Origin of the sequence: Xenorhabdus budapestensis, assembly GCF_002632465.1 — a bacterium.
Classification (GTDB): domain Bacteria; phylum Pseudomonadota; class Gammaproteobacteria; order Enterobacterales; family Enterobacteriaceae; genus Xenorhabdus; species Xenorhabdus budapestensis.
In genome coordinates, this window is sequence record NZ_NIBS01000030.1 from 1 (window position 1) to 26,928 (window position 26,928).

General features: G+C 47.3%; 20 protein-coding genes and 2 pseudogenes. 13 read left to right on the forward strand and 9 right to left on the reverse strand.

What is annotated here, in order from left to right:
* Positions 1–1,759, forward strand: a 1,759-nt coding sequence (locus Xbud_RS16820) for a conjugative transfer ATPase (RefSeq protein ID WP_099137208.1), incomplete at its 5' end; no start/stop codon positions are given.
* 81 nt (positions 1,760–1,840) lie between these two features.
* Here the strand turns inward: Xbud_RS16820 and Xbud_RS16825 are convergent.
* The gene (locus tag Xbud_RS16825) at positions 1,841–2,365 is read right to left on the reverse strand and encodes a hypothetical protein (protein ID WP_099137209.1); all 525 of its coding nucleotides are present in this window, start codon (positions 2,363–2,365) and stop codon (positions 1,841–1,843) included.
* Positions 2,366–2,681: 316 nt separating this feature from the next.
* Here Xbud_RS16825 and Xbud_RS16830 point away from each other — a divergent pair, with 316 nt between their 5' ends.
* Positions 2,682–5,927, forward strand: a complete 3,246-nt coding sequence (locus Xbud_RS16830; protein WP_211283543.1) for an Ig-like domain-containing protein — start codon at positions 2,682–2,684, stop codon at positions 5,925–5,927.
* An 87-nt stretch (positions 5,928–6,014) separates the two neighbouring features.
* On the opposite strand, the gene Xbud_RS16835 is transcribed toward Xbud_RS16830, so the two are convergent.
* Genes Xbud_RS16835 through Xbud_RS16860 form a run of 6 tightly spaced genes read right to left on the reverse strand, consistent with a single transcriptional unit; the run spans position 6,015 to position 13,120 of the window.
* Entirely contained in the window at positions 6,015–6,650 is a 636-nt protein-coding gene (locus Xbud_RS16835) for a GAD-like domain-containing protein (protein ID WP_099137210.1), read from the reverse strand.
* Complete coding sequence (locus Xbud_RS16840) at positions 6,650–7,891, reverse strand: polymorphic toxin type 15 domain-containing protein (RefSeq protein ID WP_099137211.1); 1,242 nt, start codon at positions 7,889–7,891, stop codon at positions 6,650–6,652. Before Xbud_RS16840 ends, Xbud_RS16835 begins: the two co-directional genes overlap by 1 nt.
* Before the next feature lie 10 nt (positions 7,892–7,901).
* Positions 7,902–8,258 (reverse strand): DUF4150 domain-containing protein, encoded by a 357-nt coding sequence (locus Xbud_RS16845; protein WP_099137212.1) that lies wholly within the window; start codon positions 8,256–8,258, stop codon positions 7,902–7,904.
* On the reverse strand, positions 8,251–9,477 hold the full coding sequence (locus Xbud_RS16850) for a DUF2169 family type VI secretion system accessory protein (protein ID WP_099137213.1): 1,227 nt from the start codon (positions 9,475–9,477) through the stop codon (positions 8,251–8,253). Before Xbud_RS16850 ends, Xbud_RS16845 begins: the two co-directional genes overlap by 8 nt.
* An 11-nt stretch (positions 9,478–9,488) precedes the next feature.
* Positions 9,489–11,327 carry a type VI secretion system tip protein TssI/VgrG gene (tssI, locus tag Xbud_RS16855; protein ID WP_099137214.1) on the reverse strand — a complete coding sequence of 613 codons (1,839 nt, stop codon included), beginning with the start codon at positions 11,325–11,327 and terminating at the stop codon, positions 9,489–9,491.
* 35 nt (positions 11,328–11,362) lie between these two features.
* Positions 11,363–13,120, reverse strand: a complete 1,758-nt coding sequence (locus tag Xbud_RS16860) for a type VI secretion system baseplate subunit TssF (protein WP_099137215.1) — start codon at positions 13,118–13,120, stop codon at positions 11,363–11,365.
* A 284-nt stretch (positions 13,121–13,404) separates the two neighbouring features.
* Here Xbud_RS16860 and Xbud_RS16865 point away from each other — a divergent pair, with 284 nt between their 5' ends.
* The 5 genes from Xbud_RS16865 (at position 13,405) to Xbud_RS16885 (ending at position 18,945) form a co-directional block, all read left to right on the forward strand.
* Complete coding sequence (locus Xbud_RS16865; protein WP_244590015.1) at positions 13,405–14,328, forward strand: TIGR03756 family integrating conjugative element protein; 924 nt, start codon at positions 13,405–13,407, stop codon at positions 14,326–14,328.
* A gap of 12 nt (positions 14,329–14,340) precedes the next feature.
* Entirely contained in the window at positions 14,341–15,780 is a 1,440-nt protein-coding gene (locus Xbud_RS16870) for an integrating conjugative element protein (RefSeq protein ID WP_099137216.1), read from the forward strand.
* A gap of 5 nt (positions 15,781–15,785) precedes the next feature.
* Positions 15,786–16,121 carry a hypothetical protein gene (locus Xbud_RS16875; RefSeq protein ID WP_099137217.1) on the forward strand — a complete coding sequence of 112 codons (336 nt, stop codon included), beginning with the start codon at positions 15,786–15,788 and terminating at the stop codon, positions 16,119–16,121.
* Positions 16,118–17,632, forward strand: a complete 1,515-nt coding sequence (locus Xbud_RS16880; protein ID WP_099137218.1) for a conjugal transfer protein TraG N-terminal domain-containing protein — start codon at positions 16,118–16,120, stop codon at positions 17,630–17,632. The genes Xbud_RS16875 and Xbud_RS16880 overlap by 4 nt, the downstream gene beginning before the upstream one ends.
* Before the next feature lie 890 nt (positions 17,633–18,522).
* Positions 18,523–18,945, forward strand: a complete 423-nt coding sequence (locus Xbud_RS16885) for a hypothetical protein (RefSeq protein ID WP_099137219.1) — start codon at positions 18,523–18,525, stop codon at positions 18,943–18,945.
* A 261-nt stretch (positions 18,946–19,206) separates the two neighbouring features.
* Here Xbud_RS16885 and Xbud_RS16890 read toward each other — a convergent pair.
* Positions 19,207–20,337, reverse strand: a pseudogene (locus tag Xbud_RS16890) (ISAs1 family transposase).
* A gap of 668 nt (positions 20,338–21,005) precedes the next feature.
* Between Xbud_RS16890 and Xbud_RS16895 the strand changes: the two are divergent.
* From Xbud_RS16895 to Xbud_RS16920, 6 genes are read left to right on the forward strand one after another with little or no spacing between them, the layout of a single operon-like run.
* Positions 21,006–21,386 (forward strand): ParB N-terminal domain-containing protein, encoded by a 381-nt coding sequence (locus Xbud_RS16895; RefSeq protein ID WP_099137220.1) that lies wholly within the window; start codon positions 21,006–21,008, stop codon positions 21,384–21,386.
* A 31-nt stretch (positions 21,387–21,417) separates the two neighbouring features.
* On the forward strand, positions 21,418–22,530 hold the full coding sequence (locus Xbud_RS16900) for a cysteine synthase family protein (protein WP_099137221.1): 1,113 nt from the start codon (positions 21,418–21,420) through the stop codon (positions 22,528–22,530).
* A gap of 11 nt (positions 22,531–22,541) precedes the next feature.
* Positions 22,542–23,711, forward strand: coding sequence for an MFS transporter (locus Xbud_RS16905; RefSeq protein WP_099137222.1), 1,170 nt, complete (start codon positions 22,542–22,544; stop codon positions 23,709–23,711).
* Between the two features lie 2 nt (positions 23,712–23,713).
* Positions 23,714–24,616 (forward strand): ATP-grasp domain-containing protein, encoded by a 903-nt coding sequence (locus Xbud_RS16910; RefSeq protein WP_099137223.1) that lies wholly within the window; start codon positions 23,714–23,716, stop codon positions 24,614–24,616.
* A complete protein-coding gene (locus tag Xbud_RS16915) occupies positions 24,606–25,352 on the forward strand; it encodes a GNAT family N-acetyltransferase (protein ID WP_099137224.1) in 747 nt (248 codons plus the stop codon). Before Xbud_RS16910 ends, Xbud_RS16915 begins: the two co-directional genes overlap by 11 nt.
* Complete coding sequence (locus tag Xbud_RS16920) at positions 25,352–26,566, forward strand: ATP-grasp domain-containing protein (protein WP_099137225.1); 1,215 nt, start codon at positions 25,352–25,354, stop codon at positions 26,564–26,566. Before Xbud_RS16915 ends, Xbud_RS16920 begins: the two co-directional genes overlap by 1 nt.
* Positions 26,567–26,770: 204 nt before the next feature.
* On the opposite strand, the pseudogene Xbud_RS21450 reads toward Xbud_RS16920, so the two are convergent.
* Positions 26,771–26,928 (reverse strand): annotated as a pseudogene (locus tag Xbud_RS21450) (IS982 family transposase); the annotation flags it as partial.

Here is a 26,928-nt window from a genome sequence, read left to right on the forward strand (position 1 = left end):
GGCACAGGATACGCTGGAAGAGAGTTTTACCCGGCTGGCAAAAAATGCCGTGGGCGAAAATACCGAATCGGCGCGTGTCCGGCAGGATGTGCAGGAAGTCAAAACATTACTGGGACGACGCCATAAACTGTATCGCAGTGCGCTGACCTTTCTGGTGCGCGGCAACGATGTCACTGACCTGAACCAGCGGGTGCATCAGTTATCGTCAACCCTGCTGAGCACCGGATTACAACCGGTGCGACCAGAGTTCAGTGTTTCCCCGCTGAATGCCTATTTACGCGCCCTGCCCATGTGTTTTAACCCACAGAAGGACAGGAAACATTGGTACAGCCGTCTGACCTGGGTACAGCATCTGGCTGGGTTATTGCCGGTTACCGGCCGTTCAACCGGCACCGGGCATCCGGGATTCAGCTTCTTTAATCGCGGTGGTGCACCGCTGACCTTCGATCCGATGAACAAACAGGATCGCACCCAGAATGCGCACTTATTGCTGTTTGGTCCGACCGGGGCAGGTAAATCGGCCTCCCTGGTGCAACTGATGGCGATACACCGGCCACGCCTGTTTATTGTCGAAGCGGGGAACAGCTTTGGTTTACTGGCCGATTACTACGCCAGTCTGGGGCTGACGGTCAATAAAATCGGTATCAAGCCGGGCTGTGGCGTGAGTCTGGCGCTGTTTGCTGATGCCCATCAACTGCTGCAACTCAGCCCCCAACAATTACGGATTAATGAAACCGATATTCCGGATACCGGTGAATCGCAGGATGACGGGGATGAACAGCGCGATATTCTGGGTGAGATGGAAATTGCTGCCCGGCTGATGATCACCGGCGGTGAGAAAAGAGAGGAAGAGCGCCTGACCCGCTCAGATCGCGGTTTGATCCGCGAAGCCATTATGATGGCGGCTCACACCAGCCATGAAGAACAACGTCAGATGGTGGCCTCAGATTTACAGAATGCCCTCTATGCCATCGCCCGCAACCATCAACAGGATGAACACGGCCAGCCGTTAATCACGGCACATCGTCGGGCACGGGCGGATGAAATGGCCGGTGCCATGTCGATGTTTACTCAGGGTTTTGAAGGGGAACTGTTTAACCGTCCCGGCACGCCCTGGCCGGAAGTCGATGTCACGTTGATTGATTTGGGTACGCTGGCGCGGGAAAACTATTCGGCGCAAATGGCGCTGGCGATGGTTTCACTGATCAATACCGTGAATAACCTGGCCGAACGCGACCAGTATCAGGACAGGGAACTGCAATTGGTGATTGACGAAGGGCATATCACCACCACCAACCCGCTGCTCTCCCCCTATATGACCAAGGTGGTGAAAATGTGGCGTAAACTGGGTGCTTGGCTGTGGCTCGCCACCCAAAACCTTGCCGATTACCCGGATACCGCTGAGAAAATGTTGAATATGGCCGAATGGTGGCTGTGCCTGACCATGCCACCGGATGAAGTGGAACAAATCGCCCGTTTTAAGAAACTGACGGAAGAGCAAAAAGCCGTGCTGCTTTCTGCCAGTAAATTACCCCGTTGCTATACGGAAGGCGTGGTACTGGCGAAGAAAATTGAAGCCTTGTTCCGGGTGGTGCCACCGAGCCTCTATCTGGCGCTGGGGATGACGGAAAAAGAAGAAAAGGCCGAACGGCGGGCATTAATGCGGGCGCATCAGTGCAGTGAACTGGAAGCGGCGGTGTTGGTTGCAAGGCGGATGGATGTAGCCCGAGGATTGAAAGCAGATTTTGAATATTCTTAATAAAAATTCCTGATGGAGAAAGAAACTCTTATTCCCTTGTAATAAAAGAATGAGGATAAGAGTTTTTGTCCATAAAACTTTTCAAGTTTTTAAATAATCTTGTCTTTCCATGATGCCATTTTTGAATACCACGCAATAATAGTGGGGAACATTATTAGTATGAACTCGAAACCTGCCAGTTTGCTCAATATGCTGTTCGAGAGAAGCTCTGTCACACCCACTATTCAGATAAAGCTGATAAACCTCGTTATGTCTAAAATTTATATAAACGGAACCTACATATCCTTTGACTTCAGTCTCTCGTATATTTGCTGATACTTTTGCTGCAAGAGAAGTGATATCGTAATTCGCTGAATTGCAAGCAAGAAGATGGATTTTATGCAATCGATTTACTACCGTTTGTGACTGAATGTATCTGGCTACTACGTCATAAGTCCAGAGTTGACCGTTTATCGCAAGGCTTTCCACTCTTCCGGGAAAAACGGCGAGTCCGTGACAAGCAATTGTAAATTCGTTTATTACGTATCCACCATGAGTGGTTGATGTAATATACGTGTGTGCATCTGGATAAATGTCTATAAGATGGACTCTTTGTGTCAAGGTCATTTGAAGTTTCCTCCCCCCAAAAAGTATGTCTGCATTGCAACGGCATTGGTCATGTATATACTCATCTCATTTCAAGTTGCAAACTATTTTTGTTTTATAGGATGCAACTTGAGTTGCTTATGTAAATATGTCTAAAATACGTTTTGGATATTTCATTGTTCGTAGCATATTGAAATAAATATTAAAATGCTTGTTTATGTTGAGTGGGCATATAAATGGATAAATTTTCCTTTTCGGAAAAAGAATTACCCACAGTATTTAAAGCACTTTTTCTGCATGTTACCCCTTTCAGTATGAATGAAAAGGGTCACAATCCGTGGTGCAAAAAATCCAGTCCCATCGGTTCAGTAGGGTAAAATTTTCGATTATCGGTCTGTTAAGCCTGTCACTCAGTTTTCCCGGTCAGGCCATGCCGGAAGTTCCAATCCCGGATCAGCATGAGCATACCCTGGCCGAAATCACCACCCAATGGGGGCAACTTACGCAGTCACAATCCCCCAACGAAGCGGCAAAAACAATGGTCGCCCAGCAGTTATCGTCTGCGATCATATCAACACTGACACCGTGGTTGAACCAATATGGCAATGCCTGCCTCACACTCCCTTTCGACAGCCACTTTTCGTTAAAAGACGTTGCATTTGATTGGTTACTGCCTTTTTATCAATCGGTTTCGGGTACGGCATTCAGTCAGTTCGGGGTAAAAACCCACCATGGTCAGACAACAACGGCTGTCGGATTCGGCTATCGTTATGTCGCCGATAATTGGTTATGGGGTGCCAATGTCTTCTGGGATGCGTTGCGGCCGGAGCAGCATCACCGTTATAGTCTTGGATTAGAAGCCTGGCATGATAACGTCAAACTCTCTGCCAACCTTTATCAGCGTTTATCCCATTGGAAGCCCTCCCGGCTCACAGATTTCGATGCAAGACCCGCCAATGGCTGGGATATTCAGGCCGAAGCCTGGTTGCCTGCTTTTCCTCACTGGGGCGGGCAGTTGAAGTATGAACACTATGACGGACAGCAGGTTGCGCTATTCGGTGAAGCAGATCGCCAGAAAAACCCGTACAGCGTCACCGCCGGGCTGGTTTACACGCCCGTACCGTTAGTCACACTGGGTGCCGATTTTCGGCAGGGTAAGCAAGGGGTCAGTGAGAACCGTTTTACTCTGAACCTCAATTATCGGTTGGGTGTTCCGCTCAGCCAACAGTTTGATCCAAACGCGGTCGCGCCATTGCGCCATTTAAGATCCAGCCAGTTGGATTTTGTAAATCGCCGCAGCGATATGGTGCTGGACTATCAGAAGCAAACGTTGCTGACACTGGCTTTCCCTGCATCAATCAACGGATATGAAGGCAAGGACGTGACCTTTGTACCGATTATCCAGTCCAAATATCCGCTGGCACGTTTAGAGCTGGATACGGCTGAATTACAGCAGGCAGGCGGAAAAATGCTTGATCAACGGCCGGAGAAAGTGACGTTACGGTTGCCGAAAACCACGAAAAACCCCGTCCGGCTTTCGGGAATCGCCATCGACAGCCGGGGTAACCGCTCCAGCCGGGCAGAAATCATGATAGTGAGTTTGCCGACCGAAAAACAATTACAGGTGACAGCGAATAAAACGCAGGCCAAAGCCGATGGTCATGACAGTGTGATCTATACCGTCCTTGTCACCGATCAGGAAGGCACTCCTGTCCCTTATCAGGCTGTTATCTGGTCAAGTGATAAAGGTACATTATCCCAAACCCGGCAGAACACAGATGCGCAGGGGCAGGCATCGGTCGTGCTGCGCAGCCGTCAGCAGGGGCTGCATGCGGTACGTGTTACTGTGGATGAAGAGGCTGTCATTGCACCTTCAGTCCAGTTTGATGCGGTGCTGATACCCGAAATCACTGTTGATAAGCACAGCGTTAAGGCGGATGGAAAAGCCATAGCGACGCTGACCGTTACTGTCAAAAACGCAGTCGGTGAACCTACTTCGAATCAGGCTGTTGGCTGGCAGACCAATCTTGGCCAGTTATCCTCTTTGTCATTAATGACCGATGCGAAAGGGCAGGCCACGGCTTATTTAACCAGCAAAATATCAGGAAATGCAGAAGTGACGGTGGCGGTTGGCAATGAAACGGTGATGACTTCTCCGATCCGCTTTATTACCTCGCTAACGCACACGCTTCAGGCAGACAAACAAACGGCGATTGCCGATGGTCAGGACAGCATCCTTTATACGGTGAACGTGCGCGATGCAGCGGATCAACCCGTTGCCAACAGCAAAGTTCAATGGTCTACGGATAACGGGCAACTGTTGGATAAGCAAAGTCAGACCAATAGCCAGGGAGAAGCAACAGCCCGGTTAATCAGCCGCATCGCAGGGCGGGCAACGGTGAAAGCCGAGGTGGCGGGAAAAAACCTTGATGCTGCCCCGGTAACGTTTAAACGTTTGCTGAAACCGGCTATCACGGTGGACAAAGTCCGGGCGAAAGGCGATGGTCAGGATACTGTGGTGTTGACGGCCACGGTGAAAGATTCACTGGGATCACCCGTGGAAAATCAGTCAGTGAATTGGCAAACAGATCATGGCGTGTTGTCCTCAGAACGGACACAAACCAACCCTCAGGGACAAGTGCAGGTTCAGCTGAGGAGTACGTTTGCAGGGGAGCATCAGGTGCAGATCCGGGTTGGTGATAATAAAGTGGCCGCCCCTGTTGTCACGTTTGATGAAGTGCTGTTATCCACCATTCGGGCCAATAAAACCCGTGCCGCGGCGGATGGCGAAGATCGGGTGACTTTTACTGTCACGGTCACCGATATTCATGGGCAGGGGCTTGCGGATAAAGCGGTTGACTGGTCTGGAAATTTTGGCGAGATGATTTTTGCAGAAGACAGAACAGACCGTCAGGGAAATGCAACCGCAATCCTTGTCAGTCATCATGCCGGGCAGGCTTCGGTCACTGCTGACGTTGGTGAGCAGCAAGTCGTCTCCTCTGTGGAATTTATCCTGCCGTTACGCCTGGTTGATACCGTTGCCGTTGACAGCCAAGGTGGTAATGCCAACCAGAAATCGTTTGGTCTCCGGGGGCCTTCCGTACTCTGGCGTGGCGCAAAATTCCGCCTTATCACGGCCGGCAATACAGGCCGGGTGAACTGGCAGAGTGATTCACCCTCGGTGACGGTATCGGGGGATGGGGTGACGGTGCAACAAAATCCTGACGGAGTCAGGCTCACCGGCACTGATGAGACCGGGCAACAGGTCGCACTGACCTTGACGGTTCACACCTGGTTTGAGCGCTCCGGCCTGACGGAAGATTTTTACTCGAATGCAAAACAGATTTGTCGGTCACTCGGCAGCCGGATTGCCTCCAAATATGCCCTTGAACGGTTATATGAGGAATGGGGGAATTTTTATCTTTATGAGGGCTGGACGCGGGATTTTTATGTGACCTCCACGGATTATCTGGCGGCCAGTTCAGGTTCCGCAGAGCATCAGGCAAAATGGGCGTTTTGGGCAGAAACAGATCGGTGGATGCGAAATGGCTGGGCGATGACAGGATTTGCGTGTAGTAAGTAGTGCTATTTAACACCGCTCTAATTATTTAGGAGGAATAAGTGGCTGTAGGTACGGCCACTTTAGCAATAAATATCAGAAAGTAAATAATCAAATCTCTTGAATATCTGGATCTGCAAATTGACGAAGAATATCTAGGTGGATATGCATATCTAATTTTTTGATATTTTCTAATTTAATTTCACCGCCTAATACAATCGCAGGTTCGAAACCAAAGATTTCGTGTTCACCTAATGGACCATATTTTTCTACAGCTTTGGAGAAAATACCTGTTTTTGTACCGCCTTTTAAATCAAAATCATCAGGTGATTTTATTCCAAAGAAAGAGGATATTTCTTGGTCTAACTTTTTCTTTTCTTTCTTGTATGCTCTTTTTTTCGAATAATTAATAGAGTTAAAAACACAAGATATTGTTAAATTAATTCCTGTATGTTCGCCACAAAGATAAAGTTTACCAAAGCCACTTCTGGCAATAACATGATAAGAGTCCATAGATTCGAATGGGGTATCTTCTAACCACATATCAACGATATCTTCATAGTCATCAGGATTGACAATGCTAAATAATCCATCTCTATAACTGTTCCAGCCTTCATGTTTCCAATAATATAATAATTGCCCAGGCAGTTTTCCCAGCCATTTATCTATGGCTTCGTCAGGGACTGCTCTGTGTTGAGTGGCCTCTCCCATATCTTCAATGAAAAGCTCAAAATCTTCATCCCGCATCACTTTTTCCCCTTACCTCGACACAATTCTAATTGTACATTCATTTTGGCATCACCCACTCCATTGTCCAGAGCTTCTTTAGCTGCATCATCAAGTGATTTGATACGTTTTCCATTCCAGCTACCACCGATGGCGCTGTTAATTCCTTTATCGCCCATTTTCTTAGGTGCATATTGACCATACCCTCCTGCTACCATATCAGGTTCATGCAACGCAGCCAATCCATCGAATATATCGTCTGCTTTTTTCTGTGATATTTTCTTCGCTTCTTTTGCAGGAACTCCTCGGTTTTTTAAACTATCATATATTTTTCCTTTTATATCTTCTTTAGTGTCATTTCGGAAATCCTCTTGTGCTTTCCCAGCCAGACTATTCCGCTTATTCTTCTTATAAGAATCCCGTGCCAATTTGAACTCTTCAGGCGACATATTATTAATCGCATCCTGCTGTCTGCGCAGTTGTGCAGAATATTCTTTCAAAAAAGCCTGACGCTCTTTCTCTGTTTTTAATCGCTTATAGCGTTTGCTGTTATAAGGATTAAAACACGGAACTTTAGTTTTTTTAGCCCCTTTGACTTTTCCGCCTTTTTTCTCTGGTTCGTCAGGTTTTCCTGTGTTCTCCTTCGGTTTTTCAACCTTATTGACCGTTTTTTTCTTTCCTTCTTTAGTGGTCACTTTTTCAATGGTTTTCCCGATATGCTTAATGCCTCCGACGATCCCTTTGACGACATTTTTAACAGCTCCTTTCGGGTTCAGGTCTCCCAGTAGTGCACCGGTCTCCTGATCTGAATTGTCTAATGTCACTCTGAGGTCATCAAACTTGTCGGTGGCAGTACTTTTTCTGGTCTCTTCAGCGGCTTCTGATAACACCCTAGCCTGTTCTTTATTGCCAAGGATATCATGCCACCTTGCGGCATCTTCCATATCACGTGCTGCTTCCATTTTGGCCGCAGGGTATGCAAGTTCCGCAAGATCCACCCCAAAATTCCAGGTATCTTTTGCCGCTCCCTTCCCCATTTCAACGGCGCTTTCATATACCTGACTGGCAAAGTTCTGTTCGTTCTGCGTACCGGGCTTGAGTACCGGGCTCGCTTCAGCAGGGGCAGTAGTGACTTGTGGAGGTTGCCCGACAATTTCACCGAAGGTATTGCCTTCCCCTGTTGCAGCATCATTGCGTGCCTTTTTTTCCAGTAAAGGTTTATCGCTCACCGTAAGCGGTGCTTTTTTGGTTTTTTTTACCATCGCCGTCTCCTTATGCGCCGTTCATCCAGAATTTATCCCCATGCCGCAGCAGCAGTTTGTTGCCTGCCCGGACACTTTTTGAGTGTTCTTTCGGGTGGCACTTACCCCCGACTGTGCCGCTTTTGATGCCATTCGCAACGCCGGGTTGATCACCCAGTGTCTGTGGCACAAAACTTTGGGTGAAGACAACCACGGGTTTGCCATTTGTCCGCACGGATTTGACTGGTACAGAGCTGTCTGCCAGTTTGGCCACCACCGGATAGGGAATGGGGGGCGTTGATGCACCCATCGGTGTTTTGCATACGTCAGGTACAATGCTGACGACCATCCATTGGGCTGCTGTCCGGGCGAAATAGTTATCAGCCATAATGCACCTCCCTGCCATCACCCAAATCAACCCTGACCAGAGGTGCAGCCGGATCCATCTCAAACCGGGCCTCCATCACCCGGATGCTGTCGTTAATCTCGGCGTGGTAGCGGTAGGTCATGGAGAGCGTGAGGGCTTCGCTGTCGATAATTAAGGTATCCGGATGCATCAGATCAGGTAACATTTCGCCATTCAACATTCTCAGCAGCATAAAAGGGCGATGTCCCGGTAGCTGCACCCGCAGTGTGCCCTCACGGGTTAAATGAAACAGGCTGATACGGATATTATTATCCGGATGGTCGATTTGCTGATCTTCCGGCGCGTTATTCCAGTAGCTGAAATCAAAATCATCGGGGAGATATGGATGGCGCTCTTTCAGCCAGGTGTCATCGTAGGTGCCGGCTTTTATGCGACGGGGCAGCCAGGGACGACCAATTATACCGAACCCTGCCGGCAGGCAGCCGGGGTCTTTCATGGCAGCCGGCTGCCATGCGCATTGGTCCATGTGTTTCCCGGTAACAGGCGCATCAAAATGTTCAAGACGTGGAGCCGGATAACGGGAAAGGTTTTTCGCTTCCACATACCACGGTGTGACAAATCCCGTGCCAATCGGATTGTATTCGAAAGTGGCATGGGCAATGGGGGGTGCCTCTTTTTCCGGATGCTGTGCCCGTTGCTCATCGGACAGCCTGAATCCATCTGCCACGGCAGCGGCTGCCTCATCATTTTCGTAGATCTTACACTGTCCGCCAAAGGCATACCGGTAGTCTATCGGTAGTTCCGTGAATTTTTGCGGCGGGGTCAGTTGCCATTCCCCTTCTGGGGAACGCTGAAACTCGCGTTCTCCCCACACCAGTAAGGTTTTATCAATAAGGGGTTGCCGATCCGCTGTCGTGACGAGTAACCGGACAGGGACTCTTTCAGCCGGAATGCCCGCTGGTGCATAGGCCACCCCGTTGACAATCACATCACATTTCGGTTTTAAGGGGGCCAGATCACTTTCCAGCCGGACAGAGGATAGGTTAAGTTCACCGCTGAATTCATCCTGCAATGTCAGCTCCCCGAACGGCTCGGTTAATACGGCCTGATAATACGGTCCGTTGCCGACAGGCTGGAGCTGATAGACGATTTTCATCGCGACAACATGATATTCTTCGTCTTCGGTATCCAGCATCTTGTAGTGCATGACCGAAAAGGGTGTCAGATTCTTAAATTCCATCGCAAAGCTCCTTAGTTCAGGTCAATGTCCTGTGCGCTGATTTGAATGGCATCACTGGCCTGAAACAGGAAGTTATTCCCCTGAATTGTGACATTACCCAGCTTGTCCATGCGCAGGACGCTGTTGCCACAGCGCAGCTCAATCACCGTGCCTGCGGTAATGGATAAGGATTCACCCACATCCAGTGTATCTGTCAGGCCAATGGTCTCTTCCCGGTGTTCGTAGACATCAATGGTCTGGTTTTTTTCGACCGTTTCACTGTGGTTCGCCAGCACGTGGGTATTACGATCATTGAGTACTTTGGTGTTCATGTCTTTTTGTGCATGAATAAATACTTCCTCACTGCCTTTCGCATCCTCAAACCGCAGTTCATTAAAACCTTTGCCTTTGTGGGTTTTGGTTCTGAAGGTCGTGCGGGTTTTCTGGGCCGGTAAATCCAGTGGCGGGCGGTTCAGGCCGTTATAAACACAGCCGGTGACAATCGGCCGGTCAATATCCCCGTTGAGATAGGAAATGATCACTTCCTGTCCGATACGCGGGATGGCCATAAAGCCAAAACCGTTGCCGTTCCAGCCCTGCGCCACCCGTACCCAGCAGGAAGCACCGTCATCCGCCTTGTCATAGCGGTTCCAGTGGAAATGCACTTTGATGGCCCCGTCTTTATTGACGAAGATCTCTTCCCCCTCCGGCCCAACGACAGTGGCGGTTTCATCACCATCGGCCTGTGGCCTGTAATGGAACGGGGGACGCCAGTCGGCGAGACCATCAATAAAGCTGAAATGATTACTGAGCGTTGTGCCATCACCACTGTTATCGCCCAGTGCTTGCGGGCAGCGACCGTGATGGCTGATACCGACAATCTGCCAGCGGGCATTGAGCGGCAGGTGTGGGTGACTGATGATTTCGAAGATTTTGCCCGGCATCAGTTTGATGCAGTTGCTGCCGCCGCTGCCGGTCTGTTTCTGGTTATCCAGGGCATCATGGCGGTATTTGAGAAACGGTTTGGCGGCGGCATCTTTCTGAAAACGCCCGTAACTTTCAAACACGGTATAGGGGGTTTGGGTGCCAAAATCACGAAACCCCTCGCTGCTTTGCATATGGGAGAGGTGATAGCGGGGATTATCGTAGTTAAAATCTTTGTGGAGGCTGCGCTGCGGACTCATCCCGACCCCCAGCCGTACCTGATAAATCGTATCTGTACCCAGCGCGGTTTCCGGTTGCGGACTGTAAGTCAACGGTAATCCCGCAGTCATGCCTAAATGGCTGTCGCTGAAAAACAGGGTCTCATCCTCGAACCAGAAGCTGATGCCTTCTTCTGCTGCCAAGCGGCTGAAAAAGGCATAATCCGATTCCCGCTTCTGGGTCACATATTCTCTGTCCTGATGGGGATCGTAGAGTTTCGAATCGGCCCGGACTTTATGTTTTTTCAGTAAGCCACTCAGAATGGCCGGCACATTTTGCTGATGGAAAATACGGCTCTCCTGATTCAGCGTCAGACGCCAGAGTGCCGGGCGGACGGTGACGCTATAGAGCGTCTTATTGCCGTCGGTGCCGATCCAGTCCGCGTGGGAGATGATCCCGGTGATTTTGCGCTGCAACAATGGGCCGTGAAAAATTTGCAATACCGCTTCCTGCATCAGCAGCGACGTTAACTTAATCTCTGTCAGTGGCTTAAAGGGATTCAGATTACCGGCTCTGACCAGCGTCAGGTTCAGGGTAAACAGCTCAGATAATCCTTCCTGAAGGGAAAACTCCCCCACACTGAATGTCCCTTCGGGCAAGCCTGCTATCTGAAAAGTAAAGCGTAATCCACTTTTAGCGGTGGGAAGCATATCCATGATATTCGTCATGTTTTGTTGTACTCCTTGTTGTTATGGGTGATGGTCTACATCTCTGCGCGTGTTCCGTCGACCTCCCGGAACGCCCACAGAACATGACTGCTGCCCGGGGTATAAATATCCAGTTTGACGAAGGTGGACTGACTGATAAAACACGCCATGGCCTCACTGACTAACCGGCAGAAACGGTACATTTCCCCCGGATTGTGGTAACAGTCGGGATTGAGTGTGAGTCCCACCCGATGCCCCCGGACAGGACGGTCGCGTTTCAGGCGGTCGATCAGGTGTTCTTCCACACGGACAATGCCGTCGATATGCCGTCGGATATGGCGGCTCAGCGGGCGATTGAATTCGGCGTAGGGATCGAACAGGCGGAGAAAATGTTTCAGGCTTTCTGTGGCGAATAACAGTGCAGGCGGGCTGGAAAGACAGGAAATCAGCGGCCAGCCGACATTATCCTGCAACAGCGGTCGGTAATCGGGGGTGACAGGAAGAATATTGCGTACGCGGAGATGGGCCGGAGTCCCTTCCTGTGTGACAGTAATTTCGCCTTGTTTTAAGGTCATGGCCTGGGAGTGGTAACCCAGAAAATCGCCAACAACGCTCAGTGGGGGCAGGCACTCAGCCGGTTTGCCGGTCAGGTCAAAAAAATGCAGTTGGTGTGTGAGCCTGCCCAGTAAATCACAATCACGCTGGTACAGGTAGTAAAACGTTTCAGGCTCGTCGTCTTCCGCCAGCCAGGGGGCAGACGGTATAAACTGTTCGATGGGCAGATAGCGGGAGGGGTCCCCGCGTTGCTGCGTTGCATCGGGTTGCTGAACCACCTGAATATCGTGTAGCCGGAACAATTGCACGGACTCGCCAAGGGACAGGGGATAACGGTGATTTCCTTCACTCAGTGGCAGGGGAGAGCTGGTCAGGGTTTCCAGATGCAGGGCAGGCACACAACCAAGCATAAAGGCATCGTCAATATTCTCCAGTGGCAATTCACCCTGAAAACGAAAAATGAGGTCAAAGGTGCCGTCGGCATTTAGCGGGACTTCAGGGCAACTGTTACTGATATCGACCGCCATAAAATTATACAGATGGGGCAGGGCATAATATTCCATCAGTAATTGCAGGCCGGTATACGTGCGTTTTCCCGTCGGCAGGAGAGGATTATCGAACAGGTTGTGCCAGCCATAAGGAAAACTGTTCAGTTTTCGCTGCGTTCCCTGTGAGTTCAGACGCATCTCACAGATATGTTGATCCAGCCACAGGCTTAACTGGGCTGCCCGTTCACTGTCTGAGCCGAGGAAAAAAGACAGTGCCCCGCTTTGCCAGACGGGAGAAGGGGTGCCCGTCTGGCAAAGCGTCAGCACTATCTCACTGTGTGTGCCGGTTTTTTTCACGACCCGGTTCAACACAATCAGGGGTTCAATATGCAGAGGACGGCAGGTGTTAAAGGTGAGTAACTGCCCGTTGACATCGGCGGAGATAGGCGTGCCTGCCGGAATGTCAACCACCCCCTGATGCTCGCCATCGGTGGGATGAAACTGCATGAGCGTGGTCGGTGGGATGGGACTCAGGGCGGATGGCCAGATGCGGGACAGGATACCATGGGTAATTTCAGGAAAATCATCCTCGACTTTATCCCGTAAGTGGGCAATCAACAGGGCAAAGGCTTCGAAAATCCGTTGAATATCCGGATCATGAGAAGCGGTCAGAAAATCAGCTAAATGGGGAGCGTCGTTTGCCACGCGCCGGGCCAGTTCCCGCAGGTAGGCCAGTTCTTGCAGGTACAGTGATTCCTTTCTGTTTTTCATCTGTGTTTCTCTAATGTGTCGGTTCATTATTGATCGGCACTTTGGGTAGGAAGTTTATATTAAATGAGTGTGTTATAAGAAAATGCAGCTTATTGTATCTTCATATTGGTTAATGTAATTAATGTCATGTTTTTTTTATGATCGCCGTACAGCCCAAAAGTAAGGGGGACAGCGTAAGAAAGTGAGGAATATTTTTTTATCTCACGCAAAAAAGAATTGTTTGCTGATTTTTCTGTTTTTTTTCCGCACGCTTCCCGTCTGTGTTCAGCAATGGGAAGGTGGGAATGAGAAAGTGCTATACCGTATTATTCGGGTTGGGATGGCTGGTCGCCTCAGTGAGTCAGGCCAAAACGGTGGTGTATACCGACCGTCAACACATGCCCACTCACTGGTTACTTTGTGGCCTGCACGGTTGTACGGTGAAAACCTCGGTGAAGGTCACCCATTACCTCCCTGAAGTGGTAGTCTCCAGCTATCAGGCCTCCGGTGGCAATCCGTGGACAGAAATGGCGCAGGTCAGTCAACTCTCCGGTGGCGTGGAAAATACCGTGACCGGGGCGTTCTCTCATCTGAACGCCGGCGGGGGTAATCATAATATCCAGATTGCCGGGCAACGGCGTACCAGTCTGCGTTTCAAATATGCCGATGCCATCGGACATCCGGCAACCAACCTGATAGGCGGGCAAATCCCCGGTTATTCGTGTCGCAGTGCGGCCACCCCGCTGATGCCTTATTTTTTCAGCACACTGGATAGCGTGGCATGGCGCTCGGGTCTGCCGGAATCGTTCTACCCGGAAGCCCTGATACCCGGTCAGCGGGAGCTGGGCAGCCAGATGGCCGGCACTGTGTGGGGCAATATTTATCCGCGCTCAGGGTTTATTAATCAGACTGATGATGACAAGGCCTCGGCTTTGGTGGCGCAACGGGTCGCAGATATCATTACCCGTGTCGGGCAACCCCATGTTTATCAGACCCTGAAAGGCACACGTACCGCCGGTTACTGGCCACCAGAGCCGGTCACCGAAAATACCGGCAGAAAAAATCACCTGTGGCAGCGGTTATCACCGCAGTTAAGTCAGTCCTGCGCCGTGTTTCCTGACGGTGAACACACGGCGGCAATCGATGGTAATCAGGCGTATGCCCTGTGGCAGCCTTACAGTTGTTGCCAGCGGCGTGGACAGCGTTTTCTCAGCAGTACGGATATCTGAATACAGGAATAAATGATGAGAAAAATAAACATGTTATGGCTGATAGCCGGTGGGCTTGTCATCGCGTCTGCACAGGCTAACGCCACGGAGCTGTCCCTGACATTACCGCAGGTGAACCGCAGTGCACTGGGCTATGGGGCAGAGGCCAGCGGAGCGGTGTCTGATACGCTGTTCTATACTCTGGGCGGCGGTTCGGTGATATCTGAACCCGCCAGTCGTAGTGGCTCTGCCACACTTGGCGGGCTGGAGCTGGGCTGGCGTTCGGATTTGATGTGCGGCAATTTTGACCTGAAAGCCACTGTCAGCAATCAGTTGAACGGGATTACGGCCGGGTTCAAGAACCTGATGAGCGATGTGATTCAGGGGGCAACCGGTGCGGTGGCCAGCCTGCCGGCGATGATTATCCAGCGGGCCAATCCGGGGCTGTATGACATGCTGACTAATGGGGTGTTACAGGCTAATGTGGCGTTCGACAAAGCCCAGTTCAACTGTCAGGCGATGGCCAATAAAATGATGGATTTTGCGCAGAATAATAAATGGACGCAGTCGGCGGCTTTGCAGGAGTACAAAAGTCTGGTTAACGGCGGGGATGGTGATGCGGTGCGTGTCAATAACGCCGGCAGCAAAGCCACCGGTGCCGGCGGACATCCGTGGATTGGCGGCCAGAGGCAGGGCGGTAAGGGGCAGAGTGCCATTCGTCCGACCCGTGATTTAGCCAGTGCTGGTTTTAATATGATGAACCAGTTGCCGGTGCTGAGCCAGTCGTCGGTCAGCAGCCTGAAATGTGAGGGCAGTGCCTGCCGTAAATTCAGCAATGCCCGTGAGGCAGCCGAAGCGGTGGTCAGTGTGCTGGGCGACCGGGTCATCCGTACCTGTGCCCAGTCATCAGACTGCACCAGTGGCGGTGAGAAATACCAGCCTGGCACCACCGTCTCGGGCACGGGCTTTGCCCCGATGCTGGAAGCCCATACCCAAACTAATACGGAACAGCTGGTGAAGCTGGTCAGTGGTACGGAAAAACCGACGATGGTCAATCTGGCGAAACTGAAAACCGGCAGTCTGGCAGTGACGAAAGGCGTTATTCAGGCCTTGCAGCGCGACCCGGACCGGGCTGCCCTGACGGGACGTTTAGCGGGGGAGCTGGCGATGGCGGAAACCGTAGAAACAGCATTGCTGATGCGCCGGATGCTTATCACCGGCATGTCCGAACCCAATGCGGCGGCACAGTCCGAAGCGCTGGCCGAAGGGGAACGCCGGATTGCCGCGCTGGACCGGGAAATCAATGCACTGAAGAATGAAATGCAGCTGAAACAGGCCCTGTCCCGTAATGCCATCCTGACCATTATTGAGCGGGACACCCAGCGTATCAACATGCATCCGCAAAAACAGGTGCCGGACAGCACCGATGCCCGTTTTTATCAGCTGGAAATACCTCGCAGTGAACGGCGGTAAGTGATATGGCCGCGATGATTTCCACATTGAGAAAAGGTGCCGTGTTATCACTGCTCATCGTGTTGGTGATGGGCATCACTTTAGCAACAGGCTGGGTCGGGCTGCATCAGGCAGAAAAATTTAACCGCATCCACCACTGGATAACCGAAACCGGGGGAGTCTGGTTAGTCTGGCGGTTATGCCTGTATGCGGGACTGGGCTGGGGTAGCTGGAAAATCTGGCAAAGGACAAAGCACCAGCGAGTACACCGCGCCGCGTTGATGCGGATGATGGTGGCCAGCCTGCTGTTTATCCTATTGGGTGAATATGCCCTGTCAGGCCATATTGAGGGAGTAAGATGACAACCAACAGCTATCTGGAATATTTTCTGACATTACTCGGTTGGGTCGTTAATAACGGATTATGGCACATTCTGATTGGCACCGGACTGTTCACACTGCCGTTAGTGATAAAAGTGATCGCTATTTGGCTGAAAGTCAGAGAGTGTGGCGAAGAAGACGGTAGTGGTGGATTACAGTCGCTGGCTCGGACTGAAAACACCCTGTACGGCGCGTTCTTCGTGATGGTGGTGTGCTGTGTGCCGCTGGTGAATGTCAGCCTGACCACCCTTCAGTATGACCAATCCCGCGCCAAAAGCTGTGGCACCTGGACACCGACAGCGCCGGATAAAAGTGGCTATGCGCCGGTGATGTCCAGTCTGAACAATCAGACCGCGGCTGTGCCGCTCTGGTGGGCGGTGGTGCACCGGTTATCCAAGGGACTGACACAGGCGGCGGTGGCGTCCATTCCCTGTCGGCCGGATCTGCGGCAACTGCGCTTTGACGTGCAGCACACCCGCATCAGCAATCCGGCCCTGGCGGCGGAATTGCAGGATTTTACTCACGATTGCTATGCTTTAGCGCTTTATCAATGGAAACAACGCGATCGGGAACACACCACCGATCCGATTATCCTGAATGATATCGGCTGGCTGGGTAGCCGGACGTTTTTATCCGGGGATTACCGGACGCTGCAATCCCGCCTCCCCCGGGCGGATTTTCCGTGGCAGGAGAGCCGGGATAATGGACGGCCTTATACCGGACCGAATGGTTACCCGACGTGTCAGGCCTGGTGGTCGACCGCTCAAACCGGTCTGAAAGACCGGGTACTGGCGCAGGCCGACCCGGGGTTGTGGTTGCGCCTGTCAGCGACACTGAAAATACTGGGTAAAGACACACAGGCCTATCAGGAAGCGGTGATCCGCCGTCTGGTCAGCCCGGTGAATCTGACTGTTTCACAGGAAGGGTATGTCTATGCCGGCTATGGTGGCAATGCCGATCCCAGTCTGTTGGATGGTTCTAATCGGATCGGGGCTGCCGCAGGGACGTTAGTGGGCGGATTACTCAGTATGCCGATGTTCGATGCGGTGCGACAGGCGCTGCCGATGATGCAAGCGGTGATTTTGATGGCCTTATATATCTTAATCCCGTTAATATTGTTGTTTGCGGCCTATGAATTTAAGACCATCTTCACGCTGACATTTGTGATTTTCGCATTGAATTTTTTGACCTTCTGGTGGGAACTGGCGCGCTGGCTGGACAGCCATTTACTGGAAGCCCTGTACGGCTCAGATACCCACAGCCTGTTTAATCTGGCGGGTATTCAGAATACCTCAGATGATTTAATCCTGGGGCTGGTGATGGGCACGCTGTTTATTGTTCTGCCGATGGTCTGGTTGGGCGCATTGGCTTGGGCAGGGGTGCGGATGGGGGATATGGCGGGCATGATGAGCCAGGGCGTGGGTCAGGTCAGACAATCAGTCGGCATGTTCGGGCAGCTGGTGATGCAGAAGATGATGTCTAAAGGAAAGTAGACAAATTAAGCGTTTAAAATTCAGGGGATAGGCCACTATCCCTTAAATTGAGTTTGAATTTAATATTTCCCTTTATTTCATTCTATTAATAATGATTATGATAATTTAAATAGGTCATGTTTTCACGTTAATCCTTTAATTGATGTTTTTATTCATTTGGGTTTTATATTCACATAAATATACCAATGATTATGAATCGCATCACAAAATCGTCAATGATTGAGTGCCATTTTATTCAATGTGGATTATATTTAATGCGTTATAATGTCATTGTTTATATCGATATCCTCTTTGGGGGAGTAGACGATATTTAATATAGAAGCCTCAGGGGTCGTAGCCCTTGAGGTTTTGTTATTTATTACAATGAAAATTAAATTGGTTTAGCCAATTTTTTAAGAGGTTTTACCTTCATCCTATTTGTTGTTTTTTTCGGAAATTAAAGGTCGGATAACTATTCTTAACAGTATGGGTAAATAATTTGTTTAACAAAAATATCTTATTTAATTTATTTGTTATTTTTATTAATTCAGGAGGGGGTTATATTTCTTCTCTTTGTTTTTATATTTTATGCTGGCATTGCATTAACTCAAGGTTCATGAGGTCCATCACAAAAAACAAATAATGTAGTGCCATTTGGTTCAGGATGAATTAGGCTAAAAACGTTATACTTACCATGTTCTATGATATAAACTCTTTTGTTTATGGTTGTAGACGACATATAGAATCCTCAATGGTCGAACCCATTGAGGATTCGCCGTTTATAACGATAGGGATATACAGATTGGATTCTTGGTTATCGATTTAATTTAGTTTTTTCGCTATTGAATTAATAATGAAAAGGATTAAATTGGAAAAAACTTAATATATTCTCAAATGGATCAGGAAAAATGATGAGTGATACTGGTAAAAATGATAAGAGAAAGAAAATTCAAAAACGACCCAGTCATTTTATTCCTTACAAAACGACGTATGATTTACGTTTAAGTAAAAGGGAGCCTAATTTAATCAACATACTGAGACAGGTTCAAGGTTATGAATATGGCTTTTTTATCGTGTTGGGTGTCCGTCCTTGGTCACAACGGAGTGGTGGGAAAAATAATTCCATCTATGTCGTCAGATGCCGGTGCGGTAAATATGCGGTCAGAACATTAAAAGCGATTAGAAATCCTAATAATGTTAATGATATGTGTGTGCATTGCCAGCACCTGTTTAATCGAAGACGTAAAGAAATATTTCACACGACAGGAGACGATGTGGATTTGTCAGAACTAACCGGTATTCAATGTAAAACTCCTTTGGAAATTAAAGAATAAGAAAATAGTGTCACATTTCGGAATTGCATTATTGTCGTCTCCCTTATGCTATATGTGTGAACATCTTGTCTCAGAGCTAATCAGATAGTATTGAGTTCGTATGGAATGAGAAACATCTAGCTATGGGATATGCTAAATATCAATGTACTGCGTGTTGAGAGGGGAAAATCATCACGCGATGTCACTGTATGGTGACTTTAAATTTAAGAATTAAGTCAGAAAACGTGATAGGTGGGATGAACAGGGCAAGAGCATGAGCGCTCACTTTTCATTCACGGGTTCAAATCCTGCCTTTAGGACTTGCATGGCAAAATTGGGATTCATCCACGCTTTTTTCTGTTTTCGCCGTATACTGAGTTTGGATTTTTCTTGCCGCAAGGTGTTAAGTGCAATATGTCTAACACAAACCATATTCTCTGCCGCATTCTTCCTGTAAATTTGACAAGCATCTTCGTTCATTGTCATATCAAGTACCCAGTGCAGGCTGTTTTCGATTTGCCAATGCCCACGAACGGCATGCTTAAACTGCTCCTGACTCAGCAACGCCGAACTGATATAGTAGCGGTATTCCAGTCATTCTTTTCCTGATTTATCAATACGGTAACCTACTGCTACCCCCAGACTTTTCAACCCGTTCCACTGGGGACATTGAGAGACCAAATCTTGGGCGGGCAACACATGATATTCCCGAGCTTCGATACGTCCGTGGCCTTTTTCAACGTGGGCAGTTTTCGTCTCGCTCTGCTCGACTGTGATACCCGACAGTACCTGAGCAACCGATTTTGCCAAGGTTGGTTGGTTATTTTTAACGGCTAACAGATAGTCGCCTCCTTGCTCTACTATCTGAGCCGCAATGGTTTTTTGACATCCCATGGCATCAATAGAAACCAAACAACCTTTGATATCAAGCAAAGACAAAAGTGCGGGAATTGCTGTGATTTCGTTAGATTTACTGTCTGTTTGGAGTTGCCCCAGAACCACTTTATTCGTGGCGGCAAAGGCGCTGACCATGTGGATGGCTGAGCATCTATCTTCACGGTTATAAGAGGCGCGCAAGGTTTTTCCGTCAATGGCAATTAAACTGCCTTCGGTAAGAAGAGTCACGGCCTGCATCCAGTGGATAAAACATTGCTGGAACTGGTGGGGTTCAATACAGGCAATAGTACGGGCAATCGTATCATGTCCTGGTATTCCTGCTTTGAAGAGTCCTTGATGTTGAAACCATTCCACATGACCGTTGCCATAATCTTCAATATCTTGCCAACCTTCGGCGCCTGCAATGGTTGCATAGACAGTTAAAAAAAGAATATCGCACAGAGGGTATTGAATTTTGAAAGATTGTCTTTTGTCTTCAATGTGACCGAAATAGAGTGAAAAGGCGTCAGTATCCATGATATAGAAGAGGCTTAAAAAAGTGGGTATTGGGACACAATGATATTGATGAGTCAAATCCAGTTTTTAACAAAATTTTCACGCTCTTGCTCTGGTGGGATGAATAACACCACCAGATAAATATCTTATGTAAGATCTAGTAGGAGATGTTTTATTCAAGATGTAGCTCAAAGTTCAGACCGTAGATCGTTTGTAAATCATAAAGTTGCTAAGATATTTGTGATTTTCCTTTTTTAATGTTTCAGATATGTAATAACTTAATATTAGAGTAACTTTGAACGTTTCTTAGTATGCCTTTTGTATGTTCTCTTTCTAATAAAATCAACATGACTTCTGTAAAATATCTATATTTTTGATTTCTTTGTTACTATGAAAATTAATATTTTTTATCATGTGTTATTGAGTTATTTTATTTTGTTTATAGTGTGTTTATTTATTTTTAATTAAAATAATGGAATTCTATCCATTAATAAATCCTTTTTGATAATCTAAGGTTGATCATAAATAATTCAAGCCGTTAAGAAATAAGGGAGCAGGATGTATAATGAGAATGACGAATCAAAATAAATGAGATGTAAAAGATATGCTAATGCTAGTGTTTTGATATGTAAGATTTTTAAATCTTATGGCAGATATAAACAATTATCTCAAAAGAAATTAAAACTGATATGAAGCTTGTCAGACTAAAAGAATTACACCCACATGAGGAAATAGATCCTATTCATCTTGCCATATTATTCGAGGGAATTCACCAAGAAGGTGTGTGGCGCATTCCTATTATTATAGACAAAGACACAGGAATTATTATGGATGGTCACCACCGATACAATGTTGCTGTTATTTCAGGGTTCTCAGTCGTTCCATGTTATGAGATGTCTTATTCTTCTGGGAATGTGATGGTTGTCGATTGGGAGACCGGTCATTCTTTTTGTTATAAAAGAATTATTGATTGTGTTAAATCAGGTAGGCTCTTTCCTCCTAAAACCACTCGTCATTATTTTACTGAAATTTTTGATATCGTCAGAATAAATTTAGATGAGCTTTACTAGTTAAACTCAGACAGAGGTTAAGGAGAAAGTTATGTCGTTTTTTAAAAGAAATATTATCGATAATATATCTGAGACGCCTCTTATTAATCTTGAAAAGATTAACAAAGCATTAGGTACAAATGTGGTTGTTAAGCTGGAAAAAAACAACCCGGGAGGAAGTATTAAAGACAGGGCTGCTGTTTTTATCATCGAGCAGGCTGAGAAAAAAGGGTTTCTGAAACCAGGTGGCACAGTTATTGAATCATCATCCGGGAATTTTGCCATTAGCCTTTCTATGATCGGTGCGGCGAAAGGTTATAGGGTCATTGCTCTGGTTGATCCTAAAGCCACTGAAACCAATAAAGCACTGATGAAAGCTTATGGCGCAGAAGTTATTACTGTAACGGAGCAAGATGATACTGGATCATATCATAAGACGAGAATTAAGCTGGCAAATGAGTTGGCCAGAAAAATTCCTGGCAGTTACAGGCCTGATCAGTGTTTCAATGTGTTAAGCGCTGTTGCACACTATCATACCACAGCAAAAGAGATCCATGCTCAAACCGGTGGACTCATTGCTGGGATAGCGTGTGCTGTCAGTACAGGGGGACAGATTGGCGGAATTGCTGAATATTTCGGTAAGCACCTACCCGAGACTAAAGTTATTTGTGTGGATGCTTATGGATCTTCCATTTTTGGCGGACCTTCTCATGCTTATAAAATTCCGGGAGTAGGGCTGGGTTGGACACCGCGAAATATCAGTGACGTATCAAAAATTGATTTCGTTTACCGAGCAAAAGATGAATCTGCTTATATAGCGGCAAGATTGTTATGCCGTCATGAAGGAATTCTGGTTGGTGTTTCTTCAGGTGCGGTTTTATTGGCTGCACTGAATGCATCAAAGCGCCTAAGGAACATTCATCCCATAGTGGCGGTTCTGGGAGACAGTGGTGAACGCTATCTGGATACCCTATTTAATGACAGCTGGCTTGAAAGCAATAACATAGATACAGGGGTGGAATTTGAAAGATTGTTAACTCTGGCAGAATCAATGGAAGCTCCGGTTGAAGCCGGAAATATTGACAGTAATTACAGAGATGATTTGATTAGCCTTCTTGAGGTGCCGGCTACCACAATCACGCATTACAATATGCTCGATAAGTGACCAGGAGTATTATGAAAAATCATCTCATATTTTCTGTAAGCTTCTTTCTGTCATTTGTTAACTTTCTGATTTTCTACAGCTACCCTTTCAGGCTGGAAGAGCTGGGCGTGGGAAATGGAGTTGCTGGCTTGGTTGTGGGTGTGGCCACCATATTTACACTCATAATGAGGATCACTTCTGGAATCATTATTGACAAATTCCGGCTTAAATGGGCGATATTGACCACCGCCATACTGTACAGTTTGTCTCTGCTCCTCATTAACAGTGACTGGGAATTCACTGTAATAGCAGGCCGGGTTTGCCTTGGTGGTCTGCTGGGCATCATGTCCACTTTGCTGATGTACTATACGTTAACAGCCAGTAATGACAGTACTGAGAAGTCAAGAAACGTTTCCCTGTTCACTTTTTTTAATGCCCTGCCAACTTGTCTGGCCCCTTTTATCGCTCTGAAGATGGCTCAGATTTGGGGAGTTAACAGCGTTACAGTGATGGCTGTGATTTTATTTTTTTTCTGTCTTCTGTTGGCACTTATCCTTGATATTCAAACGATGTCAATCGGTGGTGGAGATGGTTCAAAAGAAGATAGATTATCTGAAAGCCTGAGGTGTGTAATAGCGGATAAAAATGTGAGAGCCTCAATAATGGTCCTTACCTTAATTTATATTATCAGTGGTACAACGGTAACATTTTTGCCTGCTTATTTTCTGAAATCAGGGCTTCATGATCCATCGTGGTATTTTCTGGTATTTACCATATGCATGATGCTGCCACGGCTGCTTTTGAAAAAACACATGCCACGGGACAATATGTTTCCCTCTAGGCTGCTAATGATCTGCGTTACGCTCGGGCTTATTGGTAACCTCGCAAACTATCTTTTGGCGAAAAATCAACTTGTTATATTTGGGGCTGTATGTAACGGCATGACGCTAGGCATAATCTATCCCGCCGTGATGTCATACGTTGTTTGCTGTGTAGGGACAAATCTTTCAGGGACGTTGTCTTCGGTAGTAGCGGCTGCCGCTGATTTGGGTGTTATTTTGTCCAATCTCGGACTTGGTATCATCAGTGTTTCAATCAGCAACGATATAGCCATGTTGTTTCCGGTTATTTCCTCGGTTACCGCTTTGCTTATTGTTTATTTAAGGATGATGACGCAACCACATATAAAAAGGGAAACATAAACATGAGAAATGTCCTTTTCTTATCCGACTATGAGGATGAAATTGAATATCAGGCTGTGTTCGAAAAACTGTCTGTCTGGGATATCACCGGTGTAACTGCAAAGCCACGTGAAATCAGCGTCATAAATACCTTATCGGGTACAGAGTTTTTTTTCCGTGGAGCGCCTTTATATCCCGATCTGGTTGTTGGTTATGCCTATGAAGATGATTTATTGACAGCAATAAAACTGATGAAATTGTGGCAGATGACAGGTATTACTGTGCTCAATCATGGAAACACATTGTTCTGCGGGCAAAATAAAGATCTTTCCTCGGCAATGCTAAACGCAGCGGAAGGTGTAAGGCACCTACCCTATTTCAAATTTCCTTCTTTGCCTGCTGAAGAAGAGATAAATCGTATCGGTTTTCCTCTTGTAGCTAAACCGGTAAATGGCGCCTGTGGGCGTGGCCTGTTCAAATTCAATTCCTATCAGGAATTCTCTGACTGGGTTCAGCAAAATGAAAAATATCTTGATGATTATTATGTTCAGCCTTATATCCCGAAACTCAATAACGAAGATTACAGAGTTGTTGTTGTCAATTATGTTGCCCGTTACGCTTACTCACGCAGAGGAGCGAATGGCAGTTGGATCACAAATTTGATGAAAGAGGGCACAGGTAAGACCTTTACTGTGGATATATTACCGGAAGACCTTGTTGTGATGGCTGAAAAAAGCTCTCGTGCAGCCAATTCACCTTTCTGTGGTGTTGACGTGGCACTTGATGAAACCGGGACTCCCTTCATCATTGAGATTAACACTTGTCCGGCAATCAAAATCAGTCGCTATATTCCCGGTGCAGATACTCTTGTTGAACAAGCTTACGCAGAATTTATCTATCAGGAGCTTACTAAAAATGAGCGATAACTTTTTTGTCGATGATATCGAGAAAGAAGCCATGATCTTGTCCCTGATCGCTGGATGGACAAAGTCTCGCGGAGGTATCGACGCTTCCGTATTACGCGGACAGGGGGCTGCACATTGCCTATTTACTCATGAAATTGGCAAAATTCCCCGTAAAAGGGAATCTTTTTACTGGAATTGCGAGAACATTGCGGACAATGCTTTAAAATTTCACGGTAACCAGCCACACGTCCTGAGTATTTTTGGCGTGAGCAACGAAACTCACAGGCATCTTTTGTCTAAGGGTTATAAGGTGATGGCACGTGAAACTTACATGTACAGATATCTTGATGCGGGGGAACCGGTGTGGAATGACACCGTTATCCAGATCAGAACCCGTGAGCAGGCTGACTGGTATAACAATCAGAAAGGGACACTCTTCATCAAGCCGATACATCTTAATAATCCTGATATTTATGATTTTTATACTGAGCATGAAGGCATCATGACATCCCATGCCAGAGCGATTCGTTCAGGTAATTATCTTGTGATTGATGACGTTCATACTAAACCTGAATACCGAAGAAGAGGGTTAGCCACGATACTTCTTTCTACGATCACATCTGTTGCACTATTGGAAAAACTCAAAGCATTGATATTGATCTCAAGTGAAGAGGGTGTTTCGCTCTACCTTCGTGAAAACTACCAATTAGGGTCATCGCTTACCGTTTATCAGATCACAGCAGAGAAGGACAGTTAATGAATATTATTGCTCTTGAAGCATTGACGTTTGGGCTTAGCCGCCTTGCAGATGCCGCTAAAAAAAATGGTTGTATACTGATTCTTCTGACTCATGATAAAACCGTCTATGACTACGAGCTTTCCCGCCCGGATACAGACAAGATTAAGGTGATTGAAGTGGACACTTTCTGTGATGATGCGGTCACTGACGTTATCAGAAAGGAAAAGGATGTTGCAGCTATTCTCAGTATGACAGACACCTGGAGTTTGCATTGTCTTACTATCAATAAACGCCTTGGCCTATCGGGCCATAATCCTGATGCTATCCACTTGATTAGGGATAAATATCGGCTTCGTAACCATCTTTATAACTCAGGTTTGTCAGCTGGTAAGAGTAAACTTGTCGATCCTGTCCAATTCGATAGAGCAACGATTGCCCAAGGTATAAACTATCCTTGTATTGTGAAAGACACGGCAGGTACTGGCAGTCAGAATGTATGGATCGCTTATGGAGAGGAAGAGCTTACCCAAATTCTGGATAAAGCCTCTTCTGCTGTGCTGCGAGGACAAATAACGGTGGAGCCATTTTTTTCAGGCACACTGTACAGTCTGGAAACACTCACATGGCAGGGCGAAACCCGCGTTATTGCATTGACAAGCCGTATTATGTCACCGGAACCCTTCTTTCGCGAAGAAGCATTTTCATCGCCCGTGATGCTGGATATTCCTCAAAGTACTGCCTTGCAGCAATGGATAAACTCCGTTCTTAATTGCGTAGGTTATGACAATGGTTTTGCTCATACCGAGTTTATGTTCACCGAAAATGGCTTTGAGGTCATTGAAATCAATCCTCGACTCGGTGGAGTCCAGATTGGTGAGGCGCTTTGTCAGTCGCTAGGGATTAACATCTATGAGTCGTGGATTGAGATGGCGCTGGGTAAGCGCCCGATGTTGATGGATGCTCCATTACCTGTCTTGAAAGGAATTGGTCAGATAGTTGTTTATGCTGCTGAGACTGGTGAGTTTTCCCATATCGAAGGACTTGATAGGTTGACCTCCCATCCGGGTAAACCGTTTTTTTATCCGACAGCTTACTCTGGGAAGCAGATAAATACGGTAGATGATCAACGCGCGAGCATAGGCATACTTTTTGCGGAAGGTAACTCTTCTGAAGCAGCACTGTTTAACGTTTATGCCGCAAGAAATAAACTCCGGGTGGTTATGAAAACTTGAATGTCTGCGTTCAGTGGCTGAATAACCAATTTCTTGCATCTAAACTGTTCGCTTAAGAAAATGCTTAATCGAGCGGTGTTACTTTTTTATTCATTCAGTATGGTATGCGATGAGGAATGAGAAGGTAAGGTCGGGTGCAAAAGTGTTAGGTCATATGGTGTTTATTGCATTACAGAGGACATAAGTTTAACGCGATGCTCAACTTTAACTTCCTATAACGTTGGCTTGTTGAAGCCAGTCGCGTTGGTTTTTACCTTGTTTACAATTGGCAAAAATACCCAACGTGTGAGAAAGCAGTTTTCTGGCAATTCGATTACTCAAATGCCACAAATCCCGTGCCCAGCACTTCTCGATAGCAAATT